General features: G+C 65.3%; 13 protein-coding genes. 7 read left to right on the top strand and 6 right to left on the bottom strand.

Annotation, left to right across the window (positions count from 1 at the left end):
• Positions 1-330 precede the first annotated feature (330 nt).
• Positions 331-1,620 (top strand): hypothetical protein, encoded by a 1,290-nt coding sequence (locus tag AUL34_RS22230; protein WP_156420873.1) that lies wholly within the window; start codon positions 331-333, stop codon positions 1,618-1,620.
• A 66-nt stretch (positions 1,621-1,686) separates the two neighbouring features.
• Here AUL34_RS22230 and AUL34_RS10320 read toward each other — a convergent pair whose 3' ends face one another.
• From AUL34_RS10320 to AUL34_RS10290, 6 genes are all read right to left on the bottom strand, one after another.
• Complete coding sequence (locus AUL34_RS10320) at positions 1,687-3,882, bottom strand: AAA family ATPase (protein ID WP_061933633.1); 2,196 nt, start codon at positions 3,880-3,882, stop codon at positions 1,687-1,689.
• 313 nt (positions 3,883-4,195) lie between these two features.
• Positions 4,196-5,086, bottom strand: a complete 891-nt coding sequence (locus AUL34_RS10310) for a hypothetical protein (RefSeq protein ID WP_061933631.1) — start codon at positions 5,084-5,086, stop codon at positions 4,196-4,198.
• Between the two features lie 257 nt (positions 5,087-5,343).
• Positions 5,344-5,529 carry a hypothetical protein gene (locus tag AUL34_RS10305; RefSeq protein ID WP_061933630.1) on the bottom strand — a complete coding sequence of 62 codons (186 nt, stop codon included), beginning with the start codon at positions 5,527-5,529 and terminating at the stop codon, positions 5,344-5,346.
• A gap of 474 nt (positions 5,530-6,003) precedes the next feature.
• Positions 6,004-7,380, bottom strand: a complete 1,377-nt coding sequence (locus AUL34_RS10300; RefSeq protein ID WP_061933629.1) for an aspartate aminotransferase family protein — start codon at positions 7,378-7,380, stop codon at positions 6,004-6,006.
• A 41-nt stretch (positions 7,381-7,421) separates the two neighbouring features.
• The gene (locus AUL34_RS10295) at positions 7,422-8,213 is read right to left on the bottom strand and encodes an aldolase (protein ID WP_061933628.1); all 792 of its coding nucleotides are present in this window, start codon (positions 8,211-8,213) and stop codon (positions 7,422-7,424) included.
• A 117-nt stretch (positions 8,214-8,330) separates the two neighbouring features.
• On the bottom strand, positions 8,331-9,824 hold the full coding sequence (locus AUL34_RS10290; protein ID WP_061933627.1) for a PLP-dependent aminotransferase family protein: 1,494 nt from the start codon (positions 9,822-9,824) through the stop codon (positions 8,331-8,333).
• Between the two features lie 535 nt (positions 9,825-10,359).
• Between AUL34_RS10290 and AUL34_RS10285 the strand changes: the two genes are divergently transcribed.
• The 6 genes from AUL34_RS10285 (at position 10,360) to AUL34_RS10260 (ending at position 15,204) form a co-directional block, all read left to right on the top strand.
• The gene (locus tag AUL34_RS10285) at positions 10,360-11,250 is read left to right on the top strand and encodes a transporter substrate-binding domain-containing protein (protein WP_202814945.1); all 891 of its coding nucleotides are present in this window, start codon (positions 10,360-10,362) and stop codon (positions 11,248-11,250) included.
• A 70-nt stretch (positions 11,251-11,320) separates the two neighbouring features.
• Positions 11,321-11,962 carry an amino acid ABC transporter permease gene (locus tag AUL34_RS10280; protein WP_061933626.1) on the top strand — a complete coding sequence of 214 codons (642 nt, stop codon included), beginning with the start codon at positions 11,321-11,323 and terminating at the stop codon, positions 11,960-11,962.
• Between the two features lie 10 nt (positions 11,963-11,972).
• Positions 11,973-12,635: an amino acid ABC transporter permease gene (locus tag AUL34_RS10275; protein ID WP_061933625.1), complete on the top strand. Its 663-nt coding sequence runs from the start codon at positions 11,973-11,975 to the stop codon at positions 12,633-12,635.
• Positions 12,628-13,389 carry an amino acid ABC transporter ATP-binding protein gene (locus AUL34_RS10270; RefSeq protein WP_061933624.1) on the top strand — a complete coding sequence of 254 codons (762 nt, stop codon included), beginning with the start codon at positions 12,628-12,630 and terminating at the stop codon, positions 13,387-13,389. The genes AUL34_RS10275 and AUL34_RS10270 overlap by 8 nt, the downstream gene beginning before the upstream one ends.
• 89 nt (positions 13,390-13,478) lie before the next feature.
• On the top strand, positions 13,479-14,240 hold the full coding sequence (locus tag AUL34_RS10265) for an SDR family NAD(P)-dependent oxidoreductase (protein ID WP_061933623.1): 762 nt from the start codon (positions 13,479-13,481) through the stop codon (positions 14,238-14,240).
• Positions 14,241-14,265: 25 nt separating this feature from the next.
• A complete protein-coding gene (locus tag AUL34_RS10260) occupies positions 14,266-15,204 on the top strand; it encodes a nucleoside recognition domain-containing protein (protein WP_061933622.1) in 939 nt (312 codons plus the stop codon).
• Positions 15,205-15,280 lie beyond the last annotated feature (76 nt).

Raw genomic sequence — 15,280 nt, 5'->3', positions numbered from 1 at the left:
CCGATCGCAGTACGTTCATTGAATGGCTGATAGAACGCGATCAGCTCGTTCGAGGTGAAGCTGTGAAGCGCTGGCGACGTGATCATCCACTAGCGTCGCAAATTTCAAACATCATCGACCGACTGAAGCAGTTCCTCGCGGCCTAATGGCCGCGGGGAACATCGTTTTTCGGTAGCAGCACCCTTGATGACGCTTCCTTGACAGGCTGACCCTGCCATTCGCGGAGTCCCCCTTTTTTCCTAAACCCGAATCGGCGACGGTGACTGCATCCAGGAGCTACGGCTTGTCGCACGAGCGACCGCTCTAGCCACTCCCGACTTGGAGACCACCTTGCGTCCACTGCAATTCTTGTATCGCAAAGCGTCGCCTGACGTACCGCCCATCGCGGATATGATGAGGTTTCGGGCCGAAGTTCTGCAGGCCTTCGCCAATCAGACCGCAGTTATCGAGGCCTTCTGGACTTCGGCCGCGTCCCGCGAAGCCACCTTTGAGCCAAGCGATGATCTCTTTGCAAAAGGTGCCCTCTCCACAGGGCATGGCGCAGCATCGCGTGAGGTCCTCGTCGAGCGCGGCCAGTATCTTGTCAGCCTCGGTGGCTTATCCGCGGCTTCAACGACTGACCCGCTTCCACCCTATCGGTCTCCCCGTGCGGATTCGGTTGAAGAAGATTTACACAGCGCGTTTGCGATGCAGCTCGATCGAACGATGACAATCCTCGTTCAACGGGCCGGAGGCAAGCCGAAGCGCGACGGCCCGGCTATTCGCGACGCGCTCGCACGGCATATCGAACCCGCATTACAACTTTACGCGAAGACCGGTCCTGATGCCGATCGAGATGGTCAGATCGGGGAACATTTGAAGCGACTCGCGCAAGAGGGACGAACGAAATTCCAACGACTTTTCAGCGATCCTGCCGACGCTGAAAAGGAGATTCGCGTCCCGCAACCGCTCAGACCAAGCAATATGCGAGATCTGTTGACGGAGGAAACGGTCTCGCTGCTTGAAAGAGAGCCGGATCCCAATGTGCAGCGAGAATTGGTAATTTTGATCGTACTCGCTCAAATGCGCGCGCTCGCGAAGACAGTCCACGATGGACACAAGTTGATGCGCCAAGAGGCAAACGAGTCGCCATTGAAGGGTCAGTCTGTCGAATATTGCCTGGAAAACAACCGCTACAGTGCCGGCGTCGCTCACGTAATCAGCGAACGACCCCACCAGATGCTACCTACCCTCGAAGCGATCGCGGCCATTGGTTTTCGAAATGCAGCCCTATACGAACCGTTCTTATTTTTATTACTGGCGATAGAAGTCGCGTCACGTTATGAAATTGACATTCTGAAGCTCTTCCCGAGCCGCGCATCCTTTCGAACTGTCACCCAAGCTGCCATTGCTGTGGCCCGATGCCGCCGGCGGGGTATTATACCTGCTCAAGGATCGCATCACGCGTATTTTGCGTATTGGGGCCTTCGATCAATGTTGGATAACGAAAAGCGTCTGGAACCGATGCGTGAGCATATACGCCCTGCATTCCTTGGGATTCCGATGCCGCTCGTAAATTTTGCTCTGTCGAACGAACGGCCCGTTTACGATATCAGTGCGTCGGAAGTTTACACGAACTGACGATCTGGCTTTGGCAATGCCCTCGTCATGCATTGAATAAGATACGGACGGCTCTGAGCGTGGCACTCAAGCCCCTTCATAAAACAGGACTCTGAGTGCCCCACCACTCAATATCCGCTTCGTATGAAGCTCGTCGGCGATCTCTCGAACGGCCGCCTGATACCGCAGCACGATCATCTGCGCTTCCCCATAGAGGCGCTGGAGACGCCGATCGATGTCCCGCGCATCGACTTGCTGTTGATGAACGAGCGAGCGGCCCAGACCCATCTGGCTTTCCAGATGAGCCAGGCGCTGTGTTGCCTGCGCAAGATCGGACAGGTCCCCACCACCGGCTCCTGCAGAAGCCTCGCCGAGGATGATCTCCTCCGCAGCCCGGCCAGCCAAAGCGACGATGACCGCGGCCTCGACATCTCGAAGAAGCCCCTCCCCTGAGCCGATCGAGCCGATCCTGACCTGTCCCCCGGACCCTTCGGGCCCCGGCAGGATGGATACGATGGAGGGACAAAGCCCCATCGACAAGAGCGCCACCGCGTGGCCCGCCTCGTGCACGGCAATGCGCCGCCGCAGGGCTGGAGAGCGATTGTCCGGCGGCATGGCAACCTGCAGGACATCACGAGAGGTGACCGGACGCCGGTCGCGCCTTGCCAGCTGCCGCGCCTCGCGCGCCATGCGAGCGATGTCCGCGCCGGTCGTCCTGCCCGCCAGCGCGTGCCCGATCTGCATGACTTCCGCTTCGCCAACCATCGGCAGGTAATGGCGCACGATCTCGCAAAGGTCCTGAGCCGTCGGAAGATCGATGAGGACAACGCGATCAAGGCGGCCGGATCGGACCAGAGCCGGGTCCAAGTGATCGGCGTCGTTACAGGCAGCCAGGACAATCAGGCCCTCACGGCCGCCGGTCCCGTCCAGCTCCTCCAGGAGAGAGTTTACGATCGCCCGCCAGTAGCCGTCGTGACGCCGGCTGCTGTCACGCTGTGGAACGGAGTCGATCTCGTCGATGAACAGAACCGTCGGCGACTGGCTGCGCGCCTCCTCGAACGCGCGCCGGATGCCCTGAAGCGTCGAGCCGAGATGCCCGTCGCCCGTGGCCTGCCAGTCGGCGAACGATGTCGCGATAAAGCGTGCACCGGCGCTCTTGGCGATTGCCGCCGCCAGGAGCGTTTTGCCCGTCCCCGGCGGCCCGGTGAGAAGTGCCCCGGGGTCGACGTCCTGCCAAGCCAACGTGCCCGCGGCAAAGGAACGGATGTCGTCGGCGAGCGCCTGCGCCCAACCCCGTACCGCCTCGTATGCCGGCAACTCGTCCAGCGCGAGGTTCTGAACAGTGCCCTCCCTTCCGCCCGCCGGCGTTCCACGCCGCGACGCCGACCACAGGCCGCGTGCCAAGATAGCTTCGGCGACCTCGATGCGGCCTGCCTTGGTGCAGGCGAGATCGAGAAGGTCCGGCGTCAGGGCCGACAGCCCGATCCTGGCCAGGCGCTCCGCAATACCCTTTGCTTGCTGGTACAGCGGGTCATCGATCGGGATGCGGCCTGCAGAGCGTGGGCCAGCATTCTCGTCACGGCCATCGCTGCTCTCCTCCCCTTCGTCCGGCATGGGCTGGAAGGGTCCCGCCTGCACCGCAAAGTGGTGGTAGAGCCCTGTCGCCACCGCGTCCGCATCGAAGCCGTCGATGCGAAGGCGCAGATCGGCGAGGTCATCGAGGGGATCGTGGCCGCCGTCGAGGATCGCAGCCACCGCCCGGTTCGCCGTAAAGGCGCCAGTCACCGCATGCCAGCGGTCACCCGTCTGCGACAGGATGCGGTCGACCTCGGTCTGGCGCAGCACGCTCCAGAACGAATGGCTCGGCAGGAATGTGGCGGGATCGGCGGGCAGCGCATAGGTCTGTAGGAACGCGGACAGCGCCGCCCCGACCGCATCTCGCCAACCTTTGGGGTCGGCAAGGTGCACGGTGACGAGACAGCGTTCGGGACCGGCGAGATCGGCCAACGCGCCATTGTCCATCTGCGCTTCGAGCTGGGCGAGAACGGCTGCCTCGCTGGCGGAGAGCTCGGCCCCCATCGACACCGCAAGGCGCCGATGATCGTCGCGGCGATAGCGCACCACCTCAGGGATGGCGTCGGGGATGGCGGACCGGGTCGTCGCGTCGACCGTAACGGCATCGCCAACATGACCGTCGCCGCCAGCGACCGTCGGTACAGCCGGATCATCCGGCTGTCCCATGCTGTGCACCGTTGCTGCGTTCATTGAGGTCGTGCGCGTCATTAGAGGTCGCCTCCCCTCTGCCCGGACACCAGCGGCAACAGACCCGTGAGGTGCCTCGCAAGCCAGTCTGCCGTCAGGCGCACGGCCGCATCCGGACGGCGCGCGTCGTACCGGCGCAGGGCGAGAAGGTGCAACCCCAGCTCGCACGGGTCAGCGCCGCGACGAGCCGCTCGGATGGCGGCCCCGATCAGGACGAACGGTCCGATCGAACAACACGGTGCGGCGGGTGTGTTGGGTCTGGCATCGATCGCGTCATGCGTAAGGCTCTGAGGCGAGCTGCTTCCCGTCGCGGGATCGGCGTCCGAAGTACGGCTCATGACAGGCGCCCTCCCCAGTTGCCGATCGACGGTCCGGGGAATGCCTCTTCGAACGGCTCGGACAGGATCGGGCGGACCCGGAACAGGTCGGCCGGCCGCGTGCTGGGCAGGACCTCCGTCTCGCCCCCTCCCGCGTGATCTTCGCCGAAGCCGGCCGATGTACCCTCAGCCGATCGGCCGACATCCCGGTGGGCGGACGCTTTGACAATATCGGTCAACGCGAGATCGCTGCGCACGCGCGATCCGAGCTCGCGCTCCACCATCGCCCGATAGACCGCATCCAACCGATCGAGCTCGGCTTCGATCGGCAGGCCGAAGAACGCGTCGAGCGACCTTCGATCGAGAATGTCAGGGCACGAAGAGTCGCCGTAGAGCGAGACGAGAAGGCTCTCGACACGCGAGATGCGATAGGAGCCGCGAAGGATCGGCAACGCCGACAGGCGGGCGATATCGAGTTGGCGCAGCATGCCCTTGAGGCGGTGGCCTTTCGTTGCCGCGTTCGCTCGTTTGACTTCGACGATCCAGGCGATGCCGAGCTCCTCGCTGATGATGACGAGGTCGAGGCGATACGTCCCCGTCCACGTCGCTTCGGACGGCAGGTCGATCGTGGCGAGACGTTCGCGAGCGTTCGCCGACACGAGATCGGCCGCCACGCGCGTCAGCGGTACGGTGACCTCGTGCAGCACCTCCAGGCGACCGGCCGACAGGCGGTCGATCGTGTGGCCGAGGACCGTCGCCGCGAGCATGCCATGGCGACGCACAAAGGCTTGCGCCATCGAGCTTGCTCTCGAGACGGCGCCGAGCACCGGATCGGGGGGATAGATCGTCGCGGCAACCGAAGCGCGGACGGCTTCGACCTCGCGGTCGACCAGGGCTTCGATGGACATGGGAACGCGCTGGAGCGGGGATGCTCCGGTGGGGGTGATACGTACGGACAAGGGATGTCTCCGCGCGTCAGGCACGGTGGGCCTGCGCGATCAATCGGACGAAGCGGGACGGACACCACGGCCTGATCGCGGCGCGAGCGGACGAGCGGGCGCGAGCACCCGCAGGGGGTGACGGCGCAGCGCAAGGCGACCTGCGTTCGCGGGATCAGTCGGTGGGGTGTCGGTCGGACGAAGTGGCCTGCGGTCGCGCGCTGGCGCTAGCCGATCTGTGCCACGGACGGGCTCGGTGCGTCCGGCGAGCCGGCGGTCATGAAACCGCGACCGACAGCGGGCGGCGCGCCGACGGCCGGATCGGCATCGGCGTGGGACCAGCCCGGGGTCAGCTTCGTTTCCGATGCGGGATTGATTGCGCGCAGAGGCGCGGCGTAAATGGCGTCAGCCATGGCGAATGCTCCTTACAAGCTTCGTTGCGGTCAGATCGCCTCGGGGCCGCTAACCCCTTGGCGATCGCCAGTGAACGGCGTGGTGCGCCGGCAGGACATGGACCTGCATCCAGCAACATAACACGCATCGACGGCTGAACCAGCTCCGGGCACGCTGAGTTGTGTTAGTGGTTAACGTTTGGTCTACCTTATTCTCAAAGTGGCAGCTTTGCGCCCATTTCAGCCGTTCAAGCTGATCCCGCGCGATCCTGAAACCTGCCGTTCATGACATGAGCTCCGAGCGGCTGTCAGATCGACTGGTATTGGGACGAAAGCTGCCACTCCCAGTCCTTCGCCGGGACGACCGCTAACGGCCCCAAAGCGAATTCGAATTGAGCGATGCTGACTGTTGCATCCGGCTACATTCATCGTGATTTCATTGCGGATGGGTGGCTGGCCAGACGCACGCGACCGCATCGGCCAGCCAATCAACAACTAGGCGAAGACGACAGTAAGTGCTCCGTCGATGGCTGCGGTGATGGTGTCAATTTCGGTCGCACTAGCGACGAGCGCAGGGGCTAGGCAAAGGACATTATTGAGCCCAGGTACTGAGCGGTTGGACGCGCCGATCATGACGCCGCGCGCCGTGGTTTCGGCGATCACCCGAGCTACGCTTTTTTCGTCCACCGGCTCCTTGGTGGCACGGTCTTTCACCAGTTCTGCGCCCTGGAAGAGGCCCATGCCGCGCACGTCGCCGATTACGGCGTGCTTATCCTTCAACGCTTCGAGGTTTGCCCGCAGGCGCGCGCCCATGATGAGGCAGTTGTCGAGAAGATGCTCGTCCTCGATGATGCGCATGTTTTCGAGTGCCGCCGCCGGCCCGCCAGCGCAGCCGCCGAAGGTCGAGATGTCGCGGAAGTGCGCCATCGGATCGGCGCTGTCCTTGAACATCTCGAACACGGCTTCCGTCGTCACGGTGCAGGAGATCGCGGCGTAGCCGGACGCGACACCCTTGGCCATCGTGACGAAATCGGGCTGGATGCCGAAGTTCTGGTAGCCGAACCAGGTGCCGGTGCGCCCGAGGCCGCAGACGACCTCGTCGATATGTAGGAGGATGTCGTATTTCCGGCAGATTTCCTCCACCCGCTCCCAGTAGCCCTTCGGCGGCACGATGACCCCGCCGCCCGCTGTGATCGGCTCGAGGCACAGGAGGCCGACGGTCTCCGGCCCCTCGCGCAAGATCACCTCCTCGATGGCATCGGCGGCGCGCTCGCCGTAGTTCTCAGCTTCCCACTGCTTGCGGTACTCCATGCAGTGGGGAACCATGACGAAGCCGTCGGGATAGGGCCCGTACATGGCCGCGCGCTCGGGCTGTCCGCCCGCGGCGAGCGTGCCGATTGTGGTGCCGTGATAATCGCGCTCACGGTAGAGGATCTTCCACTTGTTGCCGCCATGATGGCGCTGCGCGATCTGGCGCACCATCTTGAAGACCTTCTCGTTGGCCTCCGAGCCCGAGTTGTTGAAGTAAACGCGCGACAGGCCCGGCATCTTCTCCAAGAGCTTCTCGGCGAAGCGTGCGGCCGGAACCGAGCCGGCCGACTGGGCGAAGTAGTTCATGCGCACGAGCTGGTCGCGCACGGCATCGGCGATCGACGCGCGGCCGTAGCCGACATTCACCGTCCAGACGCCGCCCGACAGCGCGTCGATATATTCGCGCCCCGCCGCGTCCCAGACCTTCAGCCCCTTGCCCGCCACGATGATGCGCGGATCGTTGGTCTCCAGCGGTTTGTGCTGAAGCATGTGGTGCCAGACATGCCGGCGGTCGGCTTCGATGACAGGGCGCATGTCGTTGGGCTGGGGAACGGCGTTCATGGCAGGCCTCTTTCGGTCGGGGGAAGGGATCGTATCGGGGATCAGTGCATGAAATCGGGTTCGGAGCGCGCGAGTTGGCGCTTGGCACTTTCGAGATGCAGCCGCGCGCTTTCCGGGTCGCCCTCGCGCATCTGGCGGTAGGCCCGCTCGGCGACAGCGGGTTCGATGGGCTTCAGCGGGCGGCCGGTGGACAGAGCCTTTACCTGCGCCTCGGCGGCGCGCTCTAGGTAATAGAGGTCGTCGAAAGCCTCGGCGATCGTGGGGCCAAGCACCATGACGCCATGGTTCTTCATGAAGACGATGTCGGCCGCGCCGATCGTTCCGGCGATGCGCCGGCCCTCGCTCTCGTCGAGCGCGAGGCCGTTGTAGTCCTCGTCGACGGCGGTGCGGCCGTAAAACTTGAGGGCCGTCTGCCCGGCCCAGACGAGCGGCGGCCCTTCGGTCATGGCGAGCGCGGTCGCATAGGGCATGTGCGTGTGGAAGGCGGCCGTCGCGCGCGGCAGCGCCCGGTGCAACGGGGCATGGATGTAGAAGGCCGTCGCCTCCGGCTGGCCCTCCCCCGCAATCACGCGGCCCTCGAAATCGCAGATCAGGAGCTTGGACGCGCTGATCTCCGCGAAGGCCCAACCATAGGGATTAACGAGGAAGAGGTCGTCATGGCCGGGCACGAGGGCGGAGAAGTGGTTGCAGATGCCCTCCTGCAGCCCAAGCCGGGCGGCCATGCGGAAGCAGGCGGCCAGATCAATCCGTGTCTGGCGCACGGCGTCGGTGTCCAGCGACTGGTTGCGGAGCACCGCGGGGGCGCCGGATTGAACGGTGAATTCGTGGGCCAAGGTGGGTGGTCTCCTCTCAGGCGTTGGACGGAGCGGACGCGGGGCGTCCTTCGCCGGACGGTCGGTCCGGCGGCGATCGGGTGCGGACGGGCTCGGACGGCGCGCCCGGTCGGAGGATCAGATCCGGTCGAGACACCGGGCCAGCAGCTCGACCCCCTTGCCGATGCGCTCGGCCTCGATGGCGTTGAAGCCGAGGCGCATGAAATTCGTGGGGGCCGAGCCCTCGAAGAAGAACTGCTCGCCGTATTCGAAGACGACGCCCTGGCGCGCGGCCGCCCAGGCGAGCTTGCGCGTGTCGGTGGCGCCCGGCGCCGCGAGCCAGAAGGCGCTGGCGGTTGGCGAGCCGATCTGGCGGCAGGCGTCGAGGTCGCGCGAGAGCGCCCCATGCAGGAGGTCGCGCCGGCGGGCGTGTTCGGCGCGGAACGATCGCAGATGCGCGTCGTAATAGCCCTGCGCCAGAAACTCGGCCATCATGCGCTGGTTGTTGAGCGGCGGATGGCGGTACATCAACCGGCGCAGTGAGCGCAGCTCGTCGACGAGGTCCGCGTCGGCCACGAGATAGCCGAGGCGCAGGCCCGGCGAGAAGGGCTTGGACAGGCTGCTGAGATAGATGACGCGCCCGCCCGCATCGCCCGCCTTGATGGCGGGGAGCGCGTCGCGGTCGAGGTTGAGTTCGGCGTCGTAGTCGTCCTCGATCAGTATCTGGTCGTTGCGCCGGATGCCGTCCATCAGCCGGTCGCGACGCACGACGCTCATGACGATGCCCGTGGGCACCTGATGGCTGGGCGTGAGGTAGACATAGTCGCACTCGGCCATCCGCGGCGCGAGCACGATGCCTTCTTCGTCGATCGGATGGAGCTGCACGTCGGCGCCGTGCAGCTCAAAGATCGAGAGCGCGTCGCGAAAGCCCGGCGTCTCCATTGCCACGCGCGTCTGGCGGTTCATCAGAAGTGCGGCGATGAGATAGAGCGCGTTCTGCGAGCCCAACGTGACCAAGATCTCGTTGGGCTTGGCCCAGATGCCGCGCTTGGGGAGGACGCGGGTGCGCAGTTGCTCCACCAGCATGTCGTCGTCCCGGTCGAACCGGTCGTGCAGCCAGCAGGGCGCGGTCTCGCGGCGCAGCGCCTTGCGCGAGGCCTCGCGCCAGCGCTCCAGCGGAAACAGATCGCGCATCGGCTGGCCGTAGACGAAGGGATAGGGGAAGCGCGCCCAGTCCTGCGGCCGGAAGACGCCGGACGTCATGCCCGGCCGGAGCTTGAAGCGCCGCTCCCAGTCGGGCGCACCGGCGTCGCCTGCCTCCACCCCGGCGTTCTCGCCATCCTCGGGGGCCTGGCCCATTGGCATGGAAGCCCGTCCCTCGGCATAGGCGGGATGCAGGAAGAAGCCGCGGCGCGGCTGGCTGACGATGTAGCCGCTGTCGAGAAGGCTTTCGTAGACGAGGTTCACGGTGTTGCGGGAGACTCGCAGCTGGTCCGCCAGCTTGCGGCACGAGGGCAAGGGCTCGCCGGCCGGAAAGCCGCCGCCGAGGATGGCCGAGACCAGCGCCTCGCGCAGCTGTTCCTGCAACCCGCGCCCCAGCTCGAAACGGACGGGAAGGAAGTGGTCGATCATCTGGGTCTCCGCAGCACATGCGACGGAATCCCATGCAAAATCCACGCCAGACAGCCCGACACGGGCCGTCCCGTTCGGCACGCGGCGGCGGCGCGAAAGGCGGTCCACATCACGGGTCCGCCGAAGGGTCGGGCAGCGGCGCGACGGCGCCCCTGACGTGGAGGCGCCCAGGCTGTCTGCAGAATATGCAGTGCGCATGGGTCAGGTCCTGAGGTCCCCTTAGGGACGTGATCTGGGGCGCGGCGATCCCCGTTCCCAAGGGTCCGTCACCGGCCGTTCGCGATCCTAGGAGCGGATTTTTGTGGCGCGATAGGACCAGTTTCGCCTACCGATGGGACCAGGCAACCCACTGAAATTGCGAGAGGCCTGTGACGGCGGGGGCTCGGATCGTGCAGCGCACGCTGACACGAGCGCGCTGCAAAACTGGTCCTATCGCTGCCGGAATAGGCATTCCTATGATCCGCCCATTCCGGCAGCAATCAGGCCCACAGGCCGCGCTTTTCGCCGAGAGCGTTTCGAACAACAGGAGCCTCCGATGCGCATGACGACGATGGCCAAGGCCGTGAAGCCGATCAATCTCCTGCACGGCCTCGCCTTGGCCGGCGCACTCGTGTCGTCCCTGTCCGCCGCCCAGGCCGACATGGCCGACATCAAGGCCAAGGGCGTTATGACGGTCGCGACAGAGGACGACTACGCTCCGTTCAACTTCATCGTCGACGGCCAGCCGGAGGGCTTCCACAAGGAACTCCTCGAGGACCTGCAGGCGTTCGCCAAGAAACAGGGTTTCGAGGTCAAGCAGGAGATCCTGCCCTGGACCGGCCTCCTGGCCTCGGTCTCGTCCGGCCAGTACGACATGGCCTTCACCGGTGCGCTCGTCACGGACGACCGGCTTCGCGTCTTCAATTTCGCCCCGCCCTTCGCCTCCGCTCAGCACTACTACGTCAAGCGCAAGGGCGACGACCGGATCGGAGACATCGCCAGCCTGTGCGGGAAGACCGTCGGGCTCCAGGCCGGCAGTGCACTCCTCGCGCGGCTGCCCGAGCTCAAGAAGATGATGGCGGACAAGAACTGCGAAATCGGCGAGGTGGTCGAGTACCAGTCCTATCCGGAAGCCTATGCCGACCTCGCCAACGAGCGCCTCGACTACGTCATCAACGCGCTGATCTCGATTAACGACCTCGTCAAGACCAAGGGCGACGCCTTCGAGAAGGGCATCGCCGTCTCGGGTGCCGGCTTCGCAGCCTGGCCGATGCCGAAGGAAAGCCCTGAACTCCTCGAGTTCGCAACCGCCTTCATGAAGGAGGTGCGCGACAATGGCCGGCTCGCCGCGCTCCAGGCCAAGTGGTTCGGCGAAGCTTTTCCCAATCTTCCAACCGACCCGATCAAGGATGTGGAGCAGTTCCACACGCTCGCCGAGCTGAACTGACGTCGCCGGCCGCCCGCTGTCCAGGCGCGGCGGCCGACACCGGACACGACCATCTTCGATCGCGGGCCACATGACGCAAAAAGCTTGGCTACTGCTTCTGGAAGGCGCCTGGGTTACGCTCTGGATCTCGGGCGCCGCCATCGCCCTCGGCCTCGTCCTCGGCCTCGGCGTGGCGCTCCTGCGCACCGCCCGGGTCCCGGTGCTCGATCAAGTGCTTGCCGTCTATACCAGCCTCGCGCGCGCCACGCCGCTCGTCACGCTGGCGCTCTTCCTGTTCCTGGCCGCGCCCCGCTTCGGCATGCCCCTGGACCGGACGACGACCGCGATCCTCGCGCTGACGCTGAACACGACCGCTTTCAACGCTGAGATCTGGCGCACCGCCTTTCTGAACTTCTCGCGCGAGCAGCGCGAGGCGGCCTATGCCTGCGGGATGACGCCCGTGACCTTCTTCCGGCACATCATGCTGCCGCAGATGATCACGACGAGCCTTCCCGGCCTCGTCAACGAGATGTCGTTCCTCGTCAAAAGCAGCCCGGCCATCGCCATCATCGGCCTTGTGGACCTCACGCGCGTCACCAACCGCATCAGCGCCGTGACCTACCAGCCGCTGCCGCCCATCCTCGCCGCCGGGCTCCTCTACATGATCATGATCGGCATCCTCATCAAACTGCAGTCCCTGGCCGAGCGGAAGGCCAACCGGCTGGCGATGTGAGGAACGCTCGATGACCGAATGGACGATCCTCTGGGAAAGCCGCGACATCATCCTGTCGGGCCTTTGGATGACGCTGTGGATCTTCGCGCTCTCCAGCGTCGGTGCCTTCCTGATCGGCTGCCTCATCGTCTACGGCATGGAAGGGGGTGGCGCTCTGGCGGCCGCGCTGCGCGGCTATGTCAACGGGATGCGCGCCCTGCCTTTCCTCGTGCTGGCCTATCTCCTGTACTACGGCCTGCCGCAGCTCGGACTGCGCATGTCGGCCGTGACCGCCGGCCTTCTCGCCATGACGATCTATCACGGCGCTTATTTCGCGGAGATCCTGCGCGGCGCCCGCCTGGTGCTGCCGCCGGGAACGGTGGAAGCGGCCAAGGCCTACGGCTTACCGCCGCACAAGACGTTCCTGCGCATCGTCCTGCCGCAGCTCCTTCTGCGCACACGGCCGATGATCGGCAACCAGCTGATCTATGCGCTGAAGGACACGTCCTTCCTCGCCATCATCACAGTGCAGGAGCTGACGGCGGCCGCGAACGCGCTCCAGGCCCAGTACTTCATCCCGACCGAGGCCTTCGTCGTCGTCATCGCCCTCTACTGGGCCATCACCGTCTGCCTCGAGCTCGCCGTCAAGAAGGCCGGCGCGCTCGGCACCAAGCGAGGCTTCGAGAATGTCTGAGCGGCCGGCCGTCGAGATCCACAAACTCTGCAAGAGCTTTTCGGGCTTCGAGGTCCTGCGCGACATCGACCTCACCGTCGCCCGGGGCGAGGTCGTCAGCGTCCTGGGCTCCTCGGGGTCGGGAAAGTCCACCATGCTCCGCTGCATCAACTGGCTGGAGGAGCCCGACAGCGGCACGATCCGCATCGCGGGCGAGCGCATCGGCTTCAACGAATTCAAGAAGCGCAAGATGACCAACCGCGAGATGGCGGCCATCCGCGCGCGCGCCGGCATGGTCTTCCAGAGCTTCAACCTCTGGCCCCATCTCAACGTCGTCGAGAACGTCATGATCTCGCCCGTGCAGGTGAAGGGCGTCCCGAAGGCTCAGGCTCGCGAGGAGGCGATGCGGCTTCTGGAGAAGGTCGGCCTCCTGGAGAAGGCGGAGGTCTATCCCTTCACCCTGTCGGGCGGGCAGAAGCAGCGCGTGGCCATCGCACGGGCGCTCGCCATGAGCCCGGAGGTCATCCTCTTCGACGAGCCGACCTCGGCGCTCGACCCCGAGCGCGTGGGCGAAGTGCTGCAGGTGATGCGCGATCTCTCGGCGGAGGGCTACACGATGATCGTCGTCACCCACGAGATGGACTTCGCCAGAGCCGTGTCCGACCAGGTCGTCTTCCTCGACAAGGGCCTCATCATCGAGAAGGCGCCGCCCGAGAAATTCTTCGGCAACCCGGATTCAGATCGCGTGCGCAAGTTCCTTGAGCGGGTGGACTGACTCTCCCCCGACGCAGCCTGCCCCCTCTTTGCCTGCCACCGCGCCGTGCCCACGCGCGGCCGACCCCTTTCGACCCCAAGGACCCCGTCATGACCAACGTCGCCTTCATCACCGGTGCGACCTCCGGCTTCGGCCGCGCCGCCGCCCGCCGCTTCGCCCGCGAGGGTTGGTCGCTTGTCCTCACCGGTCGCCGCGTGGAGCGGCTGGAGGAACTGGCCGCCAAGCTGAAGGCTGAGGTGCCCGTCCACGTCGCCGCGCTCGACGTGCGCGACGCGGCGGTCGTCCAGGCGGTCGTGGATGCGCTGCCGGCGTCGTTCCGGGGCGTCACCGCGCTCGTCAACAACGCAGGCCTCGCGCTGGCGCCGGAACCGGCGCCCGAGGTGGCCCTGGCGGACTGGCACACGATGATCGATACCAACGTGACCGGCCTCGTCAACACGACCCATGCCGTCCTCCCGCTCCTGATCGAGACGGGCAAGGGCGCCAGCATCATCAACATCGGCTCGGTGGCAGGCGAGTGGCCCTATCCCGGCAGCCACGTCTACGGCGCCACCAAGGCTTTCGTGAAGCAGTTCAGCCTCAACCTGCGCTGCGACCTCCTGAAGACGGGCGTGCGCGTGACCGACATCGCGCCGGGCGCGGCGGAGACCGAGTTCACGCTGGTCCGCACCCGCGGCAATCAGGCGGCGTCCGACGCCATCTATCGCAACACGACCCCGCTGACGGCAGAGGACATCGCGGACCAGATCGTCTATGTCGCCACCCTTCCGGCGCACATCGCCATCAACCGGCTGGAGATCATGGCCCAGCGCCAGGCTTGGTCGCCCTTCGCCGTCGACCGGGACGCCTGAGCCGCGGCGACGACCGGCACCGGCCATGGACATCATCGGCACCATCATGGCCGCCGGGCGCTCGGCGGTGGAGCTTTGCCTCTTCACGCTGTTGCCGGTCATGGTCGTCATGCTGTCGATCATGCGGCTGGCGGAGGCGGCGAGCCTGCTCGACGCGCTGACGCGGCTTCTCGCCCCGGTCCTTCGCCCGTTCGGCCTGACGGGGCTCAGCATCATCGCTCTTCTGCAGGTCAGCTTCGTGAGCTTCGCCGCGCCGGTCGCCACGCTCGCCACCATGGACCGGCAGGGCACCTCGGACCGCCATCTTGCCACAACCTTCGCCATGGTCCTCGCGATGGGGCAGGCCAACGTCGTCTTTCCCATGGCGGCGCTGGGGCTCGACGTCGGACGCTTCATGGCGATCTCGCTGCTCGGCGGTCTCGTGGCGGCGACCTTGACCTACCATATCTTCGCACGCCATCTCTCCCGCGACGGGCCAAACGACGACACGCTCGTCCCGACGGCCGCCGTGGAGGATGCACGCGGCGTCCTTGCGATCATCAACCGGGCGGGAAGCGAGGCGTTTCGGATCGCCACGGGATCAATCCCGATCATGGCCCTCTCGCTGAGCATCATCGCCGGCGTGCGGGCCTTCGGTGGGCTCGATGGCCTTGACTGGCTGCTCTCGTCGACCCTGCATTGGCTCGGGATCGATCCGCGTCTCATCGCACCTACGTTGAGTAAGTATCTCGGCGGCGGCGTCGCAGCGTTAGGCGCCATGGCCACGCAGGAGGCGGCCGGCACGATCGACGCAGCGTTTGTCAATCGTGCGGCGGACTGGCTCGTCCATCCGTTGGATCTGCCGGGCATTGCCATCCTAACCACGGCTGGTAGCCGCGTGGCTAAGCTCTGGGTTGTTGCAGCAGTTGGAGCTTCTGCCGGCATTTTCGTGCGCGCGACGGCGGGAATGTTCATAGGAGGTTGAGACGAGTAGCGGGGTAAAGCACTTTCCAGTTACGTTTCAATATGGCTTTGGAGTATCGAACGTCACCGCGCGCAAC

This window comes from Aureimonas sp. AU22, assembly GCF_001463745.1.
Taxonomy (GTDB): Bacteria; Pseudomonadota; Alphaproteobacteria; order Rhizobiales; family Rhizobiaceae; genus Aureimonas.
The sequence above is the reverse complement of the archived record's forward strand: the minus strand, read 5'-3'. Positions and strand labels throughout refer to the sequence as shown.